This window comes from Geothrix sp. 21YS21S-4, from assembly GCF_030845995.1.
GTDB lineage: Bacteria > Acidobacteriota > Holophagae > Holophagales > Holophagaceae > Geothrix.
In genome coordinates, this window is record NZ_CP132719.1 from 1,561,546 (window position 1) to 1,578,589 (window position 17,044).

Below are 17,044 nucleotides of genomic sequence, written 5' to 3' on the forward strand. Positions count from 1 at the left end.
ACGGCCCATCGCCCTTCCGGACCCTCCGAGCCCGACCCCCTGGTCGGGCTTTTTCGTATCTGGACGCCCCATGTTCCTGCTCCGCCACCCGCTTCCCGCGGACCTGCTCACCCCCTTAGGGGCCTATCTGGCCCTGCGGCCCGCGGGCGCCAGCCTCCTGCTGGAGTCCTGCGACCAGGGCGAGCGGGTGGGACGGCACAGCTTCGTCCTGCTGGAAGGGGCCGGAGAATGCCGCCTGGAGCCGCCCGCCCGGGGTTGGGTCGAAACGCTGCGGTCCCTGGCGGAGGTGGCGGTCCTGGACGCGCGCCACGATCCCCTCGCTCCGCTGCCCGCGCTCCGGAACCCGCTGCCCGTGGGCGTGGGCTGCGCCGGCTACCTGGGCTTCGAATCCGTCGGCGCCCTGGAACCCTCCCTCTCCCTGCCCACTCGCGACAGCCTGGGCCTTCCCGGCCTGTGGGTGAAGCGCTTCGGCGCGGCGCTGGTCTTCGACCACCTCCATCAGGTGGCGGAATTGCAGGCGCTGGCCGCTGATCCGGAGGAGGGCTTCGCCCGGCTGAGAGAGCTTGCGGACCGGCTGCGGGCGGGCGTGGGAGACCCCCCGGCCGCCTCCCCCGCCGATCCCCGGGCCCAGGCGCTGAGCACCCGGGCGGCCTTCGAAGGCGCTGTGGTCCAGGCCCAGGCGCGGATTCTGGACGGGGATGTCTACCAGCTCGTGCCGAGCCAGCGGTTCCGCGTGGACAATCCGCCGCCGCCCCTGGCCGCCTACCGGCGCCTCCGGCGCCTCAACCCCAGCCCCTACGGGTTCCTGCTGGAATGGGACGGCTTTGCCCTGGTGGGCGCGTCGCCGGAGATGCTGGTGCGGGTGCAGGACGGCGAAGCCGAGACCCTGCCCATCGCGGGCACCGTCCGCCGGGGCGCTGACGTGGAAGAGGACGCCGCCCGGTTCGAGGCCCTGAAGCGGGATCCCAAGGAACTGGCCGAGCACCAGATGCTGGTGGACCTCGCCCGCAACGATCTGGGGCGCGTGGCAGTTCCGGGCGGCGTGCGGGTGGAGAAGCCCCTGGCGCTCCAGCGGACCAGCCACGTCCTGCACCTCACCACCACGGTGAAGGCGCGGCTGCGGCCCGGGGTGGATGCCCTGGATGTGCTGGCGGCGGCCTTCCCGGCGGGAACCGTGAGCGGCGCCCCCAAGCTGCGCGCCTGCCAGCGCATCGCCGAGTTGGAAGGGGAGGTGCGCGGTCCCTACGGCGGCGTGCTCCTGCGGTGGGGGGCGGACGGCGCCCTGGACACGGCCCTCATCCTGCGGACGGCGGTCTACGCGGGCGGCGCGGCCTACCTCCAGGCCGGCGCCGGCGTGGTGCGCGCCTCCCGGCCGGACGCGGAGTACTTCGAGACCCTGCACAAGCTCGGCGCCGTGGCCGAAGCCCTGGGCGTGCGGCTGGAAGGGAGCGCGGAATGATCCTCCTGATCGACGCCCTGGATTCCTTCACCTACAACCTCGTGCAGGCCTTCGAAACGCTGGGCGCCGCCGTGCGCGTTGTCCGCCACGACGCCATCGATCTGGACGGCGCGCAGGCTCTGGCGCCCGACGCGGTGGTGCTGTCCCCCGGGCCTGGCCATCCCACGGAAAGTCCCGCCCACATGGCCCTGGCAGGCTCCGATTGGAGGGTTCCCCTCCTGGGCGTGTGCCTGGGCCACCAGGCGCTGGCGGCCGCCGGCGGCGGCCGGGTGACGCGCGCGCTGGAGCCGCTGCACGGCGAGGCCACGCCCCTGGACCACGACGGGACGGGCCTGTTCCAGGGGCTGCCCCCGGGCTTTCCCGTGGGCCGCTACCACAGCCTCATCGCCGATCCGGCGACCCTGCCGGCCTGCTGGCGGGTGACGGGGCGCAGTCCCGGCGGCGAAATCATGGCCATGGCCCACCGGACCCTGCCGCGCTGGGGGGTGCAGTTCCACCCCGAGAGCATCCTCACGCCGGACGGCCCGGCCATCCTCGCCAACTTCCTCCGACTGGCCCGGGAGGCCCGATGACCCTGCTCACCACCCACAACCCGATCCGCCCGCTGCCCGAAGCCACGGCCGCGGAGCTCATGCGGATCTTCGTGGACCAGGACACGGACGCCCTGCTGGTGGGCGCCTGCCTGGCCCTCCTGGCCCAGCGGGTGCCCGAGGCCCACGAGCTGGCGGCCTTCGCGGGGACCCTGGCCGAGGCGGCGGTGCCGTTCCCGGCGGTTCCAGAAGGGACCCTGGACACCTGCGGAACCGGCGGCGACGGCGCCTCCACCGCCAACCTCAGCACCCTGGCGGCCCTCCTCCTGCCCCGGCTGGGCGTCCCCGTGGTCAAGCACGGCAACCGGGCGGCCACCAGCGTCTGCGGGAGCGCCGACCTCCTGGAGGCCCTGGGCTACGACCTGGCCCGCGCCGGCGTGGACCTGGCCGGGGACCTGGAGGCCCGCCGCTTCGCCTTCCTGTTCGCGCCCGCCTACCATCCGCTGCTGGGCCGCCTCCGGGAGATCCGCCGCCGCCTCGGGATCCCCACCATCTTCAACCTGCTGGGGCCGCTGCTCAACCCGGCCCAGCCGCCCCTCCAGCTCCTGGGCGTGGCGCGGGAGGAGCTGCTGGCGCCCATGGCCGGAGCCCTGGCCCGGCGCGGAACCCTGCGGCGGGCCTTCGTCGTCCACGGCAAGGACGCGGAAGGGAAGGGCCTGGACGAGGCCTCCATCGAAGGTCCCACCGTCGTCCTGACCGTCACGGACGGGCGGGTGGAAGGTTCTCAGGTGCTGGTGCCCCGAGAACTGGGGCTAACGCCTCCCCCGCGCCACGCCCTGCGGGTGGCGGACCGCGCCGAGGCCCTGGCGGTGGCCCGGGGCCTGGCCGCCGGCGCCGACCATCCGGATTTCCGCCCCGCCGTCGCCGACGCGGTCGCTCTCCAGGCCGGGCTGGGACTCCTCCTCCATCGGGACCTCCGGCTGGAAGCGCTGCCCGCAGCCTTCGGGGAAGCCCGCGGCGCCCTGGACCACGGTTTCGCCTGGCCCTTTCCCCCCTCGGAGGCGCGGCCATGACGCTTCTTCCCGATCCCGCGGACCTCGTCCGCAGCGCCGGCCTGCCCGCCCGCTCCCACCTCCAGCGGGTGCTGGCCTCCGAGCTGGTCCGCCTGGCGGAACTGCCGGCCGCGCCCTCCTCACGCGCTTTCCTCCGCGAACCGGGTTCTTTCGAGTCGGCCCTGCGGCGCGATGCCGAGACCCGCGGCGGAGCGGTCATCGCGGAGTACAAGCAGGCCTCGCCTTCGCTGGGGCCCTTCGCCGCCGGGACTCCGATGCTGCCCCAGCTCCAGGCCTACCGCGACGGCGGCGCCTCGGCGTTCTCGATCCTCGCGGAGCCCGTCCACTTCCGGGGCGATGCGGCGCATCTGACCGCGGCGGCGCCCCTGGCGATGCCCCGCCTGTACAAGGGGTTCGTGATCGCCGAGGCGCAGCTGGCGGAAGCGGAGGCCTGCGGCGCCGAAGCGGTCCTGCTGATCGCCCGGGTGCTGAGAAACCACACGGCCGCCTTCGCGGACGCCGCGCGACGCCGGGGGCTGGAGCCGCTGGTGGAGCTGCACGACCTTACGGAAGTCCCCTTCGCCCAGGCCGCCGAGGCCCGGCTGGTGGGCATCAACGCCCGCGACCTCTCCACCTTCACGCTAGGCGTCCCCACCGCCGCGCCCCTCCGGAAAGCCTTCCCCGAGGCCGTCCTGATCCGCGAATCGGGCCTGGCCACCCCCGAGGACGCCCGGGCCGCGCTGCGGGCCGGATTCGACGCGCTCCTCATCGGCGAGGCGCTCATGCGGAGCGCCGATCCCCGGGGCTTTCTGGAGCGGATCTTCGCGGACCTGCGGCAGGAGAGCCGATGACCCTTCTGGCCAAGGTCTGCGGACTGGTCCGCGCCGAGGACGCCGCATTCGCCGCGGCGGAAGGGGCGGATCTGCTGGGCTTCGTAGTCCACCCCCCCAGCCCCCGCCACTGCGCCGACCTGACCGTTGCCGCGCCCTTCCTCGACCGCGCCGTCCTGGTGATGGTGGCCGACCGGGCGGAAGCGGTGCTCAACCTCGCGCGAGCCCACGGGTTCCGCCGCGTCCAGCCCCATCTGCCCCCCGCGGAGCGGGAACGGGGCGCTCGGCTGCTGCGGGAGGCGGGTCTCTTCCTCCTCCAGCCCTGGGCGGATGAACCGGATCAGGAACCCGTCCCCGCGGACCTCTACCTGTGGGAGCCCAGTCCCACGGCGACGGGCGTGCCGGGCGGATCGGGACGAGGGCATTCCCTGGCCTTTCCGCCTCCGGGGCCTTTCCTGCTGGCGGGGGGAATCCATGGCGGGAACGTCGCGGAGCGCATGGCGGTCCTTCCGGCGGAGGCCCGTTCCCAATTCAGGGGCTTCGACGCCGCCAGCCGCCTGGAAGCCGCTCCGGGTCGCAAGGATCCTGCGCGGGTCGCCGACTTTCTTTCCGCTGTTCGTTCGTTGGAGTGCCCATGACGACCGCCTTTCATTTGCCCTCGCGATTTGGTGCCCCGGGCCTGGGCGGCTGCTACGCGCCGGAGACGCTCATGCAGCCGCTCCTGGATCTGGAGGCGGCCTTCCGGGCCGCGGTGGAGGATCTCGCCTTCCAGCGCGACCTGAAGGAGGAGCTGCGCCATTTCGTGGGCCGGCCGACGCCCCTGACGCCCGCGCCCCGGCTGGCCGCGCGGCTGGGGCTGAAGGGCGTCTTCCTCAAGCGGGAGGACCTCGCCCACACCGGCGCCCACAAGATCAACAACGCCCTGGCCCAGGCCCTGCTGGCGAGGCGGATGGGCAAGGGGGAGATCATCGCCGAGACCGGGGCGGGCCAGCACGGCGTGGCCACCGCCGCCGCCTGCGCGCGGCTGGGGCTGACCTGCACCGTCTACATGGGCGTCGCCGACATGGCCCGCCAGGCGCCGAACGTGGCCCGGATGCGGCTCTTCGGAGCTCGGGTCGAGCCCGTGGCGGCGGGGCAGGGCACCCTCAAGGAGGCCGTGAACGAAGCGCTGCGGGCCTGGGCAGGCCGCTGCGACCGGGCCCACTACATCCTGGGCTCGGCCCTGGGTCCCCATCCTTTTCCCACGCTGGTGCGGAGCTTCCAGACGGTCATCGGCGAGGAGGCCCGGGCGCAGGTTCTGGACCAGGCCGGCGCGCTGCCGGACGTCGTCCTGGCCTGCGCGGGCGGCGGCAGCAACGGCCTGGGCCTGCTGGTTCCCTTTCTGGGGGATGCCCTGGAGCGGGTCGCCGTCGAAGCCGGCGGCCACGGCAAGGCCCTCGGGGAACACGCCGCGCGGCTGGAGGGTGGAAGGTTGGGCGTGCTGCACGGATGCAAGACCCTTCTGCTCCAGGACGGCCACGGCCATACGGCGGAGACCGCCAGCATCAGCGCGGGGCTGGACTATCCCGCCCTCGGCCCCGAACTGGCGGCCCTCGCGCTGGACGGGAAGGTGGCGGTGCGCCGGGCCTCCGACGACGAGGCCCTGGCCGGAGCGCGGCTGCTGTGCGAAACCGAAGGCATCCTCCCCGCCCTGGAGAGCAGCCACGCCCTGGCCGTTCTCCCCGCCCTCGCCGCCGCAGGGGCGGCCACGGTCCTCCTGGGCCTCAGCGGCCGCGGGGACAAGGACCTGTCCACCTACCAGTCGCGGCTGGGGATCTAGGGGTTTTAACCGCAGATGTCGCAGAGGGCCGCGGATGAAAAGAAAAACGGACGAGTTCCTTCATCTGCGGTTCCCAACCAAAGGACTTCCATGAATCGCCTCCTTCCCTTCCTGATGGCCGGCGACCCAAGCCTGGAGGCGCTGCCCGGCCTGCTTTCCCAGGCCAAGTCCTTGGGCCTCGAAGCCCTCGAATTGGGCCTCCCGCACTCGGATCCCATCGCGGACGGCCCCGTCCTCCAGGCTGCGGCGCATCGGGCGATCGGGAGCGGCGCCACGCCCCGGCGCGTCCTGGAAGCGCTCGCGGGGATCCGCGACAGCCCTGATCTCATCCTCTTCACCTACCTGAACCCGCTGCTCCAGATCGGCGCCGGGCCACTGAAGAACCTCCTGGCGTCCACCCCGGTGAAGGCGCTGCTGGTGGTGGATCTCCCCTTCGGGGAGGAACCCGGATTCGAGGCGGAGCTGCGCGATGCGGGCTACCCCTTCGTTCCGCTGCTGGCGCCGACGACTTCCCAGGCCCGGGCGGAGCGCCTGCTCGCAGAGCGTCCGGATCCCGGCGCGGGAGCCCCCTTCGCCCAGCGTTTCGCCTACGTGGTGGCGCGCCTCGGCGTCACCGGGACCGCGACGAACATCGACCTGGCGCCCGTCGCGGGCCGAGTGGCCGCCCTGCGCGCCCTGTCGGATCGCCCGCTGGCCGTGGGTTTCGGCCTGTCCGATGCGGCGAGCCTGGCGGAGGTCAGGTCGCTGGGCGCGACGCCGATCGTAGGATCGGCGCTGGTTCGCGCGTTGGACGAGGGTCGTACATTGAAGGAGTCCCTGCTCCCCCTGCTGGGTTGACGATCGCAGGATCGTGAATTGGCGCGGCTTGGGGGGTCCCGGGAAGGTTGCAAGGGCGTAACGATTTGGTATCGTGGTCCATCTTGCCCTTCGGAAACGGCTGGCAACAGCCCCCCACCCCGGGGAACCGGGACTAGGAGCCATGCCCCCATGACCCACCGCTCACGCCTCACCCTCACGGCCCTGACCCTCATCGCCGCTGGCGCCTTCGCCCCCGTGGCTCAGGCCTCCGGCTTCCAGCTTCGCGAGCAGAGCCCGAGCGCCCAGGGCAATGCTTTCGCGGGCATCAGCGCGGGAGGCAACGACATCAGCGCGCTGTTCTTCAACCCCGCGGTGATGACCCAGTACGACGGCCTCCAGTTCTCGGTGGGCGGCACGTACATCGGCCTCAGCGCCAAGTTCTCGGAGGGCTCCGCCAACCGCACGCCGGCCCTGGCGGGTCTCGGGTTCAACGTGGCTCCGGCCACCGGCGCCAGCCTGAGCCCCATCTCCGGCCCCGCCTCGCACGGGAACGCAGCCATCTCCGCCGTCCTGCCCGAATTCAACATCATGTACAGCGTCAGCAAGGACCTGAAGGTCGGCCTGTCCGTGAACGTGCCCTTTGGGCTTACCACTGAATACGACGCCAACTGGATCGGCCGCTACCACGCCCTCAAGTCCGACCTGATGACCATCGACATCGCCCCCAGCCTGGCCTACCGCGTGAACGACCAGTTCTCCTTCGGCGTGGCCTTCGTGGCCCGCCGGGCCGACGCCGAGCTGACCAATGGCGTGGACTACGGGACGGCGCTGGCCCTGAAGGTGGGGCAGGGCCTGGCGGCAGCCGGCCTCTCCCCGGTCGCCCCCTCGCCCACCCAGAACAGCCCCGTGGCCAATGTCGCCATGGGGGCACCCAACGCCACCCTCGGCACCCCCGGGTACGCCATTCCCGGCGCCTGGGACGGAAAGGCGGGCCTGAAGGGCGACGGCTGGGGCTACGGCTGGAAGGCCGGCGCCACCTGGCAGCCCAACGCCGACTTCCGCCTGGGTGTCGCGTACAGCGCCGCAATGACCATGACCCTGAAGGGCGACGCCTCCTTCGAGTTTCCCTCGAACATTCCCCCCACGGACCTGGCTGCCCTGAACGCTGCGGGCCTCCACAACGGCCGGGGCGAGGCCGACCTGGCGCTTCCCGCCACGGCCTCCATCGGCGTCGACTGGAAGGTCACGCCCACCTTCTCGCTTCAGGGCGAGGTGGCCCAGAGCACCTGGTCCCGGTTCAAGGAACTGCGCGTGAAGTTCAATACGGGCGCGCCGGATTCCATCACCGACGAGAACTGGAAGGACACCTGGTTCTACTCCCTGGGCGGCACCTGGAAGGTGAACCAGACCTGGACGCTCCGTGCCGGCGTGGCCTTCGACCAGGGCGCCGTGGATGAGACCCACCGCACGCCCCGCATCCCCGACAACGACCGCAAGTGGGTCTCCGTGGGCGCCAGCTATACGCTCTCCAAGCGGACCGCCTTCGACGTGGGCTTCACGCACATCTTCGTGAGCGACGGCCGGGTCAACCTCTCCGCGGCGGGGGACAACACCACCCGCGGCAGCCTGAGCGGCATGATGAAGGCCGAGATCAACATCCTGGGCTTCCAGGTGCGCCACAGCTTCTGAGTCGGCGCGACAGAAGAAAAGAAAGGGCCCGCCAAGCGGGCCCTTTCTTCGTGATGATCCTTTTCTGCAAACGGATCGCTAGACCCGCTCCACCGCCATGGCGATGGCGTTTCCGCCGCCGAGGCACAGGGCGGCCACGCCGCGCTGCTTGCCGTGGCGCTCCAGGGCGTGGAGGAGGGTCGCCATCACCCGGGCGCCGCTCGCGCCGATGGGATGACCCAGCGCCACCGCTCCGCCGTGGACGTTCACCCGGCCCGCGGGCAGGTTCAGCTCCTGGAGGGTGGCGACCAGCTGCACCGCGAAGGCCTCGTTGATCTCCCACAGGTCCACGCTGTCCGCGGTCCAGCCGACCTTGGCCAGCAGCGTGCGGATGGCCTCCACGGGCGCCATCAGCACCCACTCCGGGTCGAGCCCGGCGGTGGCGGTGCCCAGGATCCGCGCCTGGATCGGCAGTCCGTGGGCCTTGGCGTAATCCTCGGTCGTCACCAGGGCCGCCGCCGCGCCGTCGTTGACGCTGGGGGCGTTCCCCGCGGTCACGGTGCCATCCTTCTTGAAGGCGGGGCGCAGCTTCGACAGGGATTCCGGCGTGGAATCCGGCCGCGGGCCTTCGTCTTCGGATACCGTCACATCGCCCTTCTTCCCGGGCACGGCAATGGGCACGATCTCGGCCTGGAACGCGCCGGCGCGCATGGCTTCCACGGCTTTGCGGTGGCTTTCGGCGGCCCAGGCGTCCTGAGCCTCGCGGCCCACGCCGTACTTGGCGGCCACCAGCTCGCCGGTGTTCCCCATGTGCTGGTCCGTCATGGCGCACCACAGGCCGTCGAGGATCATCGCGTCCTTGGCCTCCGTATGGCCCATGCGGGCGCCCGCGCGCAGCTTGGGCAGGAGGTAGGGCGCATTGGACATGGATTCCATCCCGCCGGCCAGCACCACGTCGTGATCGCCCAGCCGCACGGCGTTGGCCGCCAGTTGGATGGCCTTCAGCCCGCTGCCGCAGACCTTGTTCACCGTGAGAGCCGACACGCTGGCGGGAAGCCCGCTGCGGAGGGCCGCCTGGCGGGCCGGAGCCTGGCCCACGCCCGCGCTGACCACATTCCCGAAGATGGCCTCCGTGGGCGCGGCGCCCGGCACGGCCGCCAACAGGGCCTTCGCCACCTGGGCCGCCAGCTCCGGCGCCGTCAGCGGGGCGAGGCCGCCCATGAACTTGCCGATGGGGCTGCGCAGGGATTTCAGGATCACGGCCTGGGACATGGGGACTCCGGAAGGGGGCGGCTGGCGCGTGCGATCACTCGTCGCCCGTGGGACGGCGGGGCGGGGTGGTCTCGTCCAGGGCTCCGAGATCGAGGTGCTCCAGGTTCAGCGTGGGCGCCGGAGCCACGTACATGTCGGGCGCCTCCTCCTGGATGTGGCGGCGTGTCCGGTCCATCAGCGCCTCCAGCTCCCGGAAGTAGCGAATGCGCTCCATCTTTAGATTGCGGAGCTGGACCTCCAATTCCACCACGTGCTGCTGGGCTTCGCGGATGATCTCTTCCGCCTTGAACTGCGCCTCGCGGAGCATCAGTTCCTTTTCGCGGTTCGCGCCGTCCAGCACGTCCTCGCGGGTGCGCTGCGCCTGCAGCAGAGTCTCGCGGAAGATCCGGTCCTGGTCCTGGTACTGGCGGAGGCGCTCGCGGCTGTCGAGGATCTCCTCCTTCAGCTTCTGGTTCTCGGCGAGGACCTCTTCCCATTCCCCGGCGATCTCGTGGAGGAAGGTGCGGACTTCCGACTCCTCCAGCCCCCGGAAGACCTTCTCGAACTCGCGGCGCTGGATGTCGAGGGGAGTGTATTTCATGGCGGACCTCAGGAGACCACGGCCTGGAGGAGGATCCTCCGGACCAGGCCCAGCAGCAGCACGGCGATGAGGATGTCGAGACTGAAGCCTCCGATCGGAGGCACGAGGGCGCGGATGGGGTGCAGGATCGGATCGGTGATCGCGTGCAGCAGGCGCATCCACCTGTTTCGCGGATCGATGGGGAACCACGACAGGATGGCCGCCGCCAACAGCAGGTAGATCAGGGCGTCGAGGGCGTAGTAGGCGATGGTGAAGAGAAGGGGCATGGGCAGGATCCGGGGAACCCGTTCATGATAGCTGGGAGTGAGGCTCGTTCATGCGCATCGGCATCTCCTGTTACAGCACCTTCGGCGGTTCCGGCGTCGTGGCCACGGAGGTCGGCAAGGCCCTGGCCGCCCGCGGCCACGAGATCCACTTCTTCAGCCCCAGCGTGCCGCCGCGGCTGGTGGGCTTCGAGGACCGCATCAATTTCCATGAAGTCCGGGCCAGCCCCTACCCGCTGTTCGAGGACGCGCCCTTTTCCATCGCCCTGGGCTCCAAGATCGCCGACGTGGCCGAGCACCACGGCCTGGAGATCATCCACGCCCACTACGCGATCCCCCACGCCATGGCCGCCCTGCTGGCCCGGATGGCGCTCGGGAACAACCTCAAGGTCGTGACCACCCTCCACGGGACGGACATCACGGTGGTGGGCAGCGATCCCAGCTACCTCTCCATGGTGAAGATGGCCATCCGCGAGAGCGACGGCGTCACCGCGGTCTCGGAGTACCTCCGCCAGGAGACCATCCGCCTGTTCGGCACGGAGCGGGTCATCGACGTCATCGGCAACTTCGTGGAGCCGCCGCGGAAGGGCTGCCCGGAGTGCCGCGGGTGGCTGGCGCCCAAAGCGGCCTTCGTGCTCACCCACATCTCGAACTTCCGCCCCGTCAAGCGGGTGATGGACGTCCTCAAAGTGTTCGAGCAGGTCCGGAAGGAAGTCCCCGCCCGCCTCGTGATGGTGGGCGACGGACCCGACCGCCTGGAAGCCGAGGCCTATTGCCGCGAGCGGGGCTTCGCCGCCGAAGTCCGGTTCACCGGCAAGCAGCTCGACATCGACACCGTCCTCGCCTGCACGGACCTGTTCCTGCTTCCGAGCGCCACCGAGAGCTTCGGCCTCGCCGCGCTGGAAGCCATGGGCCACGGCGTTCCCGTGGTCGCCAGCCGCGTGGGCGGGCTTCCCGAAGTGGTCCGCCACGGGGTGGACGGCTACCTGGAATCCCTCGGCGACGTGGAGGCCATGGCCGCCGACGTCCTCACCCTCCTCCGCGACGAGCCCCTCCGCCGCGCCATGGGCGAGGCCGCCCGGGAGCGCGCCCTGGGCACCTTCGCCGAAGGTCCGGTCGTGGACCAGTACGAGGCCCTCTACCGGCGGGTGCTGGGATATGACGAAGCGGAGGTAGGCAGACCCGCAGGCGCGGAGCAGCACGCCTGAAGCCTCTTTGCATTCAAAAGATTAAGGATCACCACCAAGGCACCAAGAAAAGCTCTACGCACCGTGGATGCGGTTCTTGGTGCCCCTGGTGTCTTGGTGGTGAGAAAAAAACCTCGGCTCTTGGTCGCCCGTTGGAATGAAGCCCCAGGACGACCTCAATCCGGCGAATTCTCCCGGATGGCGGAGCCGCGGACGCGCTTCGGAGCGTGTCCCGTGGCCCGCTTGAAGGCGTGGCTGAACGCGCTTTCCGAGGTGTAGCCCAGGGCGTAGGCGATGGTCGAGATGGGCGAGTCGCCTTCCAGAAGGGAGCGCTTGGCGAGCCGCATGCGCCACTGGGTCAGGTAGGCGAGGGGGGGAATGCCCGCCGCCGTTTTGAATCGCGTGGCGAAAGTCGTGCGGGACATCCCCGCGGCTTTGGCCAGTTCATCCAACTGCCAGGGACGGCCGGGTTCTCCGTGCATGAGCCGGAGGGCGGGGGCGAGCTGTTTGTCCGTGATCGCTCGGAGCCATCCGGCCGGGAAGCGGTCCGTTTCGGCGAGATGGGCGCGCAGGATGTGGATGAACAGCAGGTGGGCCAACTGCGCGGATGCGACGCCGGCGCCCGGCAGTTCGGCGGCCCGTTCCTGCACCAGCTGCGCGAGGAGCCAATGGGACATGGCCGCGTGGGTGGATCCGGCGCGGGCCAGCAGCAGGGGAGGGAGGACCGCCGTCAGCAGGTCGCCGCTGCCGGGGGCCAGCTCCACATGGCCGCCCAGCATCTGGAATTCATCCCCGCTCCCGAGGCTCGCCACGACACCGGGACAGTCCCGGAACACGGCCACCGCATCCAGGGGCTCCAGCTTCCGCTCGCTCGCCAGGGTGAAGGCGCGGGGCGCGGCCAGGAGGAAGACGTCCCCCGCTTCCAGGCGCTGATCCGGCTCGCCGTCCACGCACAGCCAGCAGCTTCCCTGCGCGATTCCGAAGAACTTGATCATGTCCGGCGGCGGGAACTGGATGGCCCAGGTGCCGCCGGCGTGAAGGGCGCCCGTGATGACCGACTGGGCGTTGGCCAGCCCGAGGATGTCCGAGAAGAGGTCCGCCATGTCCGAACGATCGCGCAGATATTACGCACTTACAAGCATTCGCCGTTCGGACCTCGAACCGTATCTTGGCTGCGGGATCGAGATCATCCCGAGGGAGCGCGACGCATGCCGACCTTGCAACGACCCGTCGATTCGGGATTCGGAGCCACCACTACCGCGGAAGACCTCGTCCAGGGCCTGGACCTGTCGGGCAAGACCGTCCTCGTCACGGGCGGGTATTCCGGCATCGGCCTCGAGACCACCCGCGTCCTCAGCGGAGCCGGAGCCACCGTAGTCGTCCCGGCCCGCACGCCCGCCAAGGCCCGGGAGAACCTCGCGGGCCTGTCGCGGGTCGAGCTCGGCGAACTGGACCTCCAGGATCCGGCCTCCATTGACGCTTTCGCGGCCGGCTTCCTCGCCACCGGGCGGCCCCTCGACCTGCTGATCCTCAGCGCCGGCGTGATGGCCGCACCCCTCCTCTGGGACGGGCGCGGCTACGAGAGCCAGTTCTCGACCAATCACCTGGGCCACTTCCAGCTCACGCTGCGGCTCATGCCCGCGCTGGTCCGGGCCGGCGGCGCCCGGGTGGTCGTCCTGTCCTCCCGCGGGCACCGGTATTCCGCGGTGGACTTCGAGGATCCCCATTTCGAACGCCGCGCCTACGAACGGTGGCAGGGCTACGGCCAGTCCAAGACCGCCAACGCCCTGTTCGCGCTGGGCCTGGACCGCCGGACGGCGGAGCGCGGCGTCCGGGCCTTTTCCGTCCACCCGGGCGGGATCCTGACCGACCTGGTGCGCCACCTGACGGACGAGGACCTGGACCGTTTCAACTTCATGCGCCGCGCCGACGGCAAGGTGGTGCCCGATCCCGCCAAGCCCGCCTTCCCCCTCAAAACCGTCGGGCAGGGCGCTGCGACCACCGTCTGGTGCGCCACCAGTCCCAAGCTGGCGGGCCTGGGCGGCGTCTACTGCGAGGATTGCGAGATCGCCGAGGTGGTTCCCGGGGACGTTTCGACGCCCACCGGCGTGGCGCCCTGGGCCTGCGATCCGGATGCGGCCGAACGGCTGTGGGCCCTCAGCGAGCGCCTCACCGGCGCCCGGCTGGACCTGTAAACGCGAGTTTGTCCCGTTCCACTTCACCCCTTTCCCAAGGAGCCATCCCATGCGACTCGACCACTACGTCACGCTCGGCCACTCCGGCCTTCGGGTCAGCCCGATGTGCCTCGGCGCCATGACCTTCGGCGAAGACCTCGGCTGGGGTTCGAGCGTGGAGGAATCCCAGCAGATCATGGACCGCTTCATCGATCTGGGCGGAAACTTCATCGACACCGCCAACTTCTACACCCGCAGCCACTCGGAAAAGATCATCGGCGACCACATCGGCCGCCATCCGGCGCGGCGGGATCGGCTGGTGATCGCCACCAAGTTCAGCGGCAATCTCTATCCCGGCGATCCCAACGGCGGCGGCTCAGGCCGGAAATCCATCATCTCCGCCTGCGAGAACTCCCTGCGGCGCCTGCAGACCGGCTACATCGACCTGTACTGGCTGCACAACTGGGACGTGCATACCCCGATGGAAGAGACCATGGCGGCCCTCGACGCCCTGGTGCAGGCCGGAAAGGTGCGCTACATCGGCGTGTCGGACACCCCGGCGTGGAAGGTCGTCGAGGCCAACATGCTGGCCCGCTTCCGCGGCTGGTCCGCGTTCGTCGGCCTCCAGATCGAGTACTCGCTCCTGGAGCGGTCCGTGGAGCAGGACCTCGTGCCCATGGCTCTGGAATTCGGACTGGGCATCACCCCCTGGTCACCGCTCAAGAGCGGCGCCCTCAGCGGAAAGTACCGGCGCGACAAGTCCGGATTCGACACCCGCGACCGCAGCCAATTCCTCGACCCGTTCCTCAATGAGAGGACCTTCGCGCTCGTGGACGAGCTCGACGCCATCGCGAAGGCGCACGAAAGCACGGTGGCCCGCGTGGCCCTCGCCTGGGTCGTGGGCCGCCCCGGCGTGGCTTCCACGATCATCGGCGCGCGGCGGCTTTCCCAGTTGGAAGACAACGTGGGCGCCCTGGATCTGAACCTGACGGCCGAAGAAGTCGCCCGCCTGAATGCGCTGACCGCCCCGGCGTTCGGATTCCCCCAGAGCATGCAGCCGATGTTCCCCGCCATCCACAACGGCGGGACGACCGTGAACGGCCTCCACGCCCCGATTCCTGGATTCGGCATTCCGGTCAAGGGTGAAGCCCCTTATTGAAAAGAGTCCGCTCGTCCGAACCACGCCAAGCGCCGCCTCAACGCGGCGCTTGGTGTTGAAGGCGCGGTCCGAGCACGAGAAAGATCCCGGCTACGATCTCGCAGGACTCTGACCGGAATTCGATAGGTGAGTCGATCTCCCAGGGACACGGCGAGCATCATTACCCATCAAGCCATCATCAGATGCGGATGAGATGCGCTGCACGGGACATCGATCCTTTAAAAAGCGATTCCAATGGTCTATGTTGAATACTCTAGCCTCAAATGGATTGGACCAACCACGAGGAGGTCCTTTTAGAAATCCGATGGCCTTAAGGCGATCAGACAACGTCGAAAGCAACTGCACATCTAAGGTTGGAATCTCAAGAAGGGCAAAATAAAAGAGTTTCTTCTGGGAAAGGCGTTCATCCATAACCCAGTAGATCAACGAGTCATGGAACTTTGGATACAGTTCCTCTTGAAAAAGAGAGTCAGATAGGAGCTTTACTTGAAAAGATGAGAGCTGAGCCTCTCGATGCTGAGATGGAATTTGAGTGGCCGATGGATCCTTGACTTCAATGAACCAAATTTCATCTTTCCATTCAACTACAAAATCTACCGTGTGAGAGAGGTTCGAAATATTTGGACAATTAGATAGGATCTCAGGGTAACGGGAGGCGGAACCTTTTCTCCGATCATCGATAGGGACCACACGTAGAGCCTTGGAGAAGTCAAAAAAAAGTTCGTTCTCCTGCCAATCTGGATTCAGAGAAGCAGCACTCATGCTTTACCGCCCAATGCCCGTTTTAGTTCTTCGTCATAAATTCTTAAATATTCATCAGCGATAGCATTTGGTTGAATTTGGATATATTGATTAAAAGTATTAATACTTACTTCTTGAGAGGTTTGCTTTCCTGTAAAGTAGAGAGCATAATAATTAATTTTGGTAGTCTTCTTACGGGCCAGTTCTAATTCTTTAAGAAATGCATAATTATGAGTAGCTACAAAAATTTGCGTCCCAAGAGCTTGGAGATCTACAAGGATTCTAGCCAGATGAGGCATCATTGAAGGATTCAAATTGGCCTCAGGTTCATCCCAGAAAAGCACGCTCTTATTGTAGAGTGCACCATTCTGAATGAGCTGCCATACGAGTGCTAACTTACGCATACCTTCTGCAACTAGAGGTATTTCTAAACGACTATTTCGTTGTTTCAAAAAAAACTGTTCACCTTTTAGTTCTACAGTTCCCCTTACAGCCGCAGAAATGCTTTCGAGAATCGATTGTAATTTTTGTGGCTTGATGCCTCGCGTCGGAGGCAAATACGCCAATTCAAGTATGTCGTAATAGATCTCCTCGAATTCTAGATCATATTTGTTATATAATGATCGAAATCCAGGTGCAAAGGAAAGTGACTCCTTTACTGGAATGTAAACAGGCATTCCCTTGAATTGGGGAGGCTGCCCTTCAACTTTCCAATTTCTTTTATTGCTAAATTTGATTTCAAATTCAGTTCCGTCCCAACTCGCTTTCACTGAACATTCTGAGCTCCCCTGAATGCGACGTACTAGCCGAGATACTTGTCTTTCTGAAGGTCGGAATACACTATTCAGTTTGCGTTCAATAGGTGTGCCCTTGTGCCCCGAAGCCATCAGGCAGTAGAGCAGTTTCATCAGATGTGTCTTTCCTGTGCCATTCACCCCAATAAGGGCGTTGATGCCAGGAGATAAATCCAGGGCAAGCTCATTGAAAACCGTGAAATTTTTCACTTCGAGTCGAGTGAACATCCGTCATCCTCCTTACCCCACTAATTGTCTTGACCCCTGCGAGCAGGTTTCTAAATTTACCGTAATCATTCGGATGCTGTCATCCCCTCTGAAAGTTTGCCACCTCGGAAGTTTAAGAGTCCTTCGTCTTCCACTCATCAAGATGACCTCTTGCCCCAGCAGCAGAAGGCTTGCTTGGTCATATGCTACAGCTGGCAGTATGAGATTACGCCACAGTCTTAGCAGGTGTGTCTCTCACTCTTGAAGTTCTGCGAGGGACGATCTGCGAACCCACGCTTTCCAGCACCGAACTCCTCCAGGTCCACTCCAGCAGAGCTCTGAATTCCAGCAATACAAAAAAGCGCCACTCGGGTGAGTGGCGCTAATTACTTTGCTTTTTGGTGGCTGGAGGCGGACTCGAACCGCCGACCTAGGGATTATGAGACCCTCGCTCTAACCACCTGAGCTACCCAGCCGGAAGGAGCAGTGTAGCGTGGGTGTGGGCCTGCGT

17 protein-coding genes and 1 tRNA gene are annotated in these 17,044 nt (G+C 67.3%); 11 read left to right on the forward strand and 7 right to left on the reverse strand.

From position 1 onward, the window contains the following. Nucleotides 1-70: 70 nt before the first annotated feature. The 8 genes from RAH39_RS07080 (at nucleotide 71) to RAH39_RS07115 (ending at nucleotide 8,177) form a co-directional block, all read left to right on the forward strand. A complete protein-coding gene (locus RAH39_RS07080) occupies nucleotides 71-1,459 on the forward strand; it encodes an anthranilate synthase component I family protein (protein ID WP_306589380.1) in 1,389 nt (462 codons plus the stop codon). Continuing rightward, nucleotides 1,456-2,031: an anthranilate synthase component II gene (locus RAH39_RS07085; protein ID WP_306589381.1), complete on the forward strand. Its 576-nt coding sequence runs from the start codon at nucleotides 1,456-1,458 to the stop codon at nucleotides 2,029-2,031. The genes RAH39_RS07080 and RAH39_RS07085 overlap by 4 nt, the downstream gene beginning before the upstream one ends. Next, nucleotides 2,028-3,062 carry an anthranilate phosphoribosyltransferase gene (gene trpD, locus RAH39_RS07090; protein WP_306589382.1) on the forward strand — a complete coding sequence of 345 codons (1,035 nt, stop codon included), beginning with the start codon at nucleotides 2,028-2,030 and terminating at the stop codon, nucleotides 3,060-3,062. Before RAH39_RS07085 ends, trpD begins: the two co-directional genes overlap by 4 nt. After that, nucleotides 3,059-3,892, forward strand: coding sequence for a beta/alpha barrel domain-containing protein (locus tag RAH39_RS07095; protein ID WP_306589383.1), 834 nt, complete (start codon nucleotides 3,059-3,061; stop codon nucleotides 3,890-3,892). Before trpD ends, RAH39_RS07095 begins: the two co-directional genes overlap by 4 nt. Continuing rightward, nucleotides 3,889-4,509, forward strand: a complete 621-nt coding sequence (locus tag RAH39_RS07100; RefSeq protein ID WP_306589384.1) for a beta/alpha barrel domain-containing protein — start codon at nucleotides 3,889-3,891, stop codon at nucleotides 4,507-4,509. Before RAH39_RS07095 ends, RAH39_RS07100 begins: the two co-directional genes overlap by 4 nt. Next, nucleotides 4,506-5,690, forward strand: coding sequence for a tryptophan synthase subunit beta (gene trpB / locus RAH39_RS07105; RefSeq protein ID WP_306589385.1), 1,185 nt, complete (start codon nucleotides 4,506-4,508; stop codon nucleotides 5,688-5,690). Before RAH39_RS07100 ends, trpB begins: the two co-directional genes overlap by 4 nt. Nucleotides 5,691-5,780: 90 nt before the next feature. Next, the gene (gene trpA, locus RAH39_RS07110) at nucleotides 5,781-6,527 is read left to right on the forward strand and encodes a tryptophan synthase subunit alpha (RefSeq protein ID WP_306589386.1); all 747 of its coding nucleotides are present in this window, start codon (nucleotides 5,781-5,783) and stop codon (nucleotides 6,525-6,527) included. Nucleotides 6,528-6,677: 150 nt separating this feature from the next. Further along, a complete protein-coding gene (locus RAH39_RS07115; protein ID WP_306589387.1) occupies nucleotides 6,678-8,177 on the forward strand; it encodes an OmpP1/FadL family transporter in 1,500 nt (499 codons plus the stop codon). A 78-nt stretch (nucleotides 8,178-8,255) separates the two neighbouring features. On the opposite strand, the gene RAH39_RS07120 is transcribed toward RAH39_RS07115, so the two are convergent. From RAH39_RS07120 to RAH39_RS07130, 3 genes are read right to left on the reverse strand one after another with little or no spacing between them, the layout of a single operon-like run. Then, nucleotides 8,256-9,428 carry a thiolase family protein gene (locus tag RAH39_RS07120; protein WP_306589388.1) on the reverse strand — a complete coding sequence of 391 codons (1,173 nt, stop codon included), beginning with the start codon at nucleotides 9,426-9,428 and terminating at the stop codon, nucleotides 8,256-8,258. 34 nt (nucleotides 9,429-9,462) lie between these two features. After that, a complete protein-coding gene (locus RAH39_RS07125; RefSeq protein ID WP_306589390.1) occupies nucleotides 9,463-10,008 on the reverse strand; it encodes a DivIVA domain-containing protein in 546 nt (181 codons plus the stop codon). Between the two features lie 8 nt (nucleotides 10,009-10,016). Next, nucleotides 10,017-10,274 carry a YggT family protein gene (locus RAH39_RS07130; protein WP_306589391.1) on the reverse strand — a complete coding sequence of 86 codons (258 nt, stop codon included), beginning with the start codon at nucleotides 10,272-10,274 and terminating at the stop codon, nucleotides 10,017-10,019. Between the two features lie 50 nt (nucleotides 10,275-10,324). Between RAH39_RS07130 and bshA the strand changes: the two genes are divergently transcribed. After that, entirely contained in the window at nucleotides 10,325-11,479 is a 1,155-nt protein-coding gene (bshA, locus tag RAH39_RS07135) for an N-acetyl-alpha-D-glucosaminyl L-malate synthase BshA (RefSeq protein ID WP_306589392.1), read from the forward strand. Nucleotides 11,480-11,634: 155 nt separating this feature from the next. On the opposite strand, the gene RAH39_RS07140 is transcribed toward bshA, so the two are convergent. Continuing rightward, nucleotides 11,635-12,561, reverse strand: coding sequence for an AraC family transcriptional regulator (locus RAH39_RS07140; RefSeq protein ID WP_306589393.1), 927 nt, complete (start codon nucleotides 12,559-12,561; stop codon nucleotides 11,635-11,637). Between the two features lie 105 nt (nucleotides 12,562-12,666). Between RAH39_RS07140 and RAH39_RS07145 the strand changes: the two genes are divergently transcribed. Together RAH39_RS07145 and RAH39_RS07150 are read left to right on the forward strand one after the other, a co-directional pair. Then, the gene (locus RAH39_RS07145) at nucleotides 12,667-13,653 is read left to right on the forward strand and encodes an oxidoreductase (protein WP_306589394.1); all 987 of its coding nucleotides are present in this window, start codon (nucleotides 12,667-12,669) and stop codon (nucleotides 13,651-13,653) included. A 49-nt stretch (nucleotides 13,654-13,702) separates the two neighbouring features. Continuing rightward, entirely contained in the window at nucleotides 13,703-14,791 is a 1,089-nt protein-coding gene (locus tag RAH39_RS07150) for an aldo/keto reductase (protein ID WP_306589395.1), read from the forward strand. A 90-nt stretch (nucleotides 14,792-14,881) separates the two neighbouring features. Here RAH39_RS07150 and RAH39_RS07155 read toward each other — a convergent pair whose 3' ends face one another. The 3 genes from RAH39_RS07155 to RAH39_RS07165 all read right to left on the reverse strand — a co-directional run bounded on the left by RAH39_RS07155 (nucleotide 14,882) and on the right by RAH39_RS07165 (nucleotide 17,009). Beyond that, entirely contained in the window at nucleotides 14,882-15,553 is a 672-nt protein-coding gene (locus RAH39_RS07155; protein ID WP_306589396.1) for a hypothetical protein, read from the reverse strand. Further along, nucleotides 15,550-16,554, reverse strand: coding sequence for an AAA family ATPase (locus RAH39_RS07160; protein ID WP_306589397.1), 1,005 nt, complete (start codon nucleotides 16,552-16,554; stop codon nucleotides 15,550-15,552). Before RAH39_RS07160 ends, RAH39_RS07155 begins: the two co-directional genes overlap by 4 nt. A 378-nt stretch (nucleotides 16,555-16,932) precedes the next feature. Continuing rightward, nucleotides 16,933-17,009 (reverse strand) — tRNA-Met (locus RAH39_RS07165). Nucleotides 17,010-17,044 lie beyond the last annotated feature (35 nt).

Coding starts and splice junctions, on each gene's coding strand:
- RAH39_RS07085 (WP_306589381.1), top strand. CDS start 1,456: ATGATCCTCCTGATCGACGCCCTGGATTCCTTCACCTACAACCTCGTG.
- RAH39_RS07160 (WP_306589397.1), bottom strand. CDS start 16,554: ATGTTCACTCGACTCGAAGTGAAAAATTTCACGGTTTTCAATGAGCTT.
- RAH39_RS07120 (WP_306589388.1), bottom strand. CDS start 9,428: ATGTCCCAGGCCGTGATCCTGAAATCCCTGCGCAGCCCCATCGGCAAG.
- RAH39_RS07100 (WP_306589384.1), top strand. CDS start 3,889: ATGACCCTTCTGGCCAAGGTCTGCGGACTGGTCCGCGCCGAGGACGCC.
- trpB (WP_306589385.1), top strand. CDS start 4,506: ATGACGACCGCCTTTCATTTGCCCTCGCGATTTGGTGCCCCGGGCCTG.
- RAH39_RS07080 (WP_306589380.1), top strand. CDS start 71: ATGTTCCTGCTCCGCCACCCGCTTCCCGCGGACCTGCTCACCCCCTTA.
- trpA (WP_306589386.1), top strand. CDS start 5,781: ATGAATCGCCTCCTTCCCTTCCTGATGGCCGGCGACCCAAGCCTGGAG.
- RAH39_RS07140 (WP_306589393.1), bottom strand. CDS start 12,561: ATGGCGGACCTCTTCTCGGACATCCTCGGGCTGGCCAACGCCCAGTCG.
- RAH39_RS07115 (WP_306589387.1), top strand. CDS start 6,678: ATGACCCACCGCTCACGCCTCACCCTCACGGCCCTGACCCTCATCGCC.
- RAH39_RS07155 (WP_306589396.1), bottom strand. CDS start 15,553: ATGAGTGCTGCTTCTCTGAATCCAGATTGGCAGGAGAACGAACTTTTT.
- bshA (WP_306589392.1), top strand. CDS start 10,325: ATGCGCATCGGCATCTCCTGTTACAGCACCTTCGGCGGTTCCGGCGTC.
- RAH39_RS07125 (WP_306589390.1), bottom strand. CDS start 10,008: ATGAAATACACTCCCCTCGACATCCAGCGCCGCGAGTTCGAGAAGGTC.
- RAH39_RS07145 (WP_306589394.1), top strand. CDS start 12,667: ATGCCGACCTTGCAACGACCCGTCGATTCGGGATTCGGAGCCACCACT.
- RAH39_RS07150 (WP_306589395.1), top strand. CDS start 13,703: ATGCGACTCGACCACTACGTCACGCTCGGCCACTCCGGCCTTCGGGTC.
- RAH39_RS07095 (WP_306589383.1), top strand. CDS start 3,059: ATGACGCTTCTTCCCGATCCCGCGGACCTCGTCCGCAGCGCCGGCCTG.
- trpD (WP_306589382.1), top strand. CDS start 2,028: ATGACCCTGCTCACCACCCACAACCCGATCCGCCCGCTGCCCGAAGCC.
- RAH39_RS07130 (WP_306589391.1), bottom strand. CDS start 10,274: ATGCCCCTTCTCTTCACCATCGCCTACTACGCCCTCGACGCCCTGATC.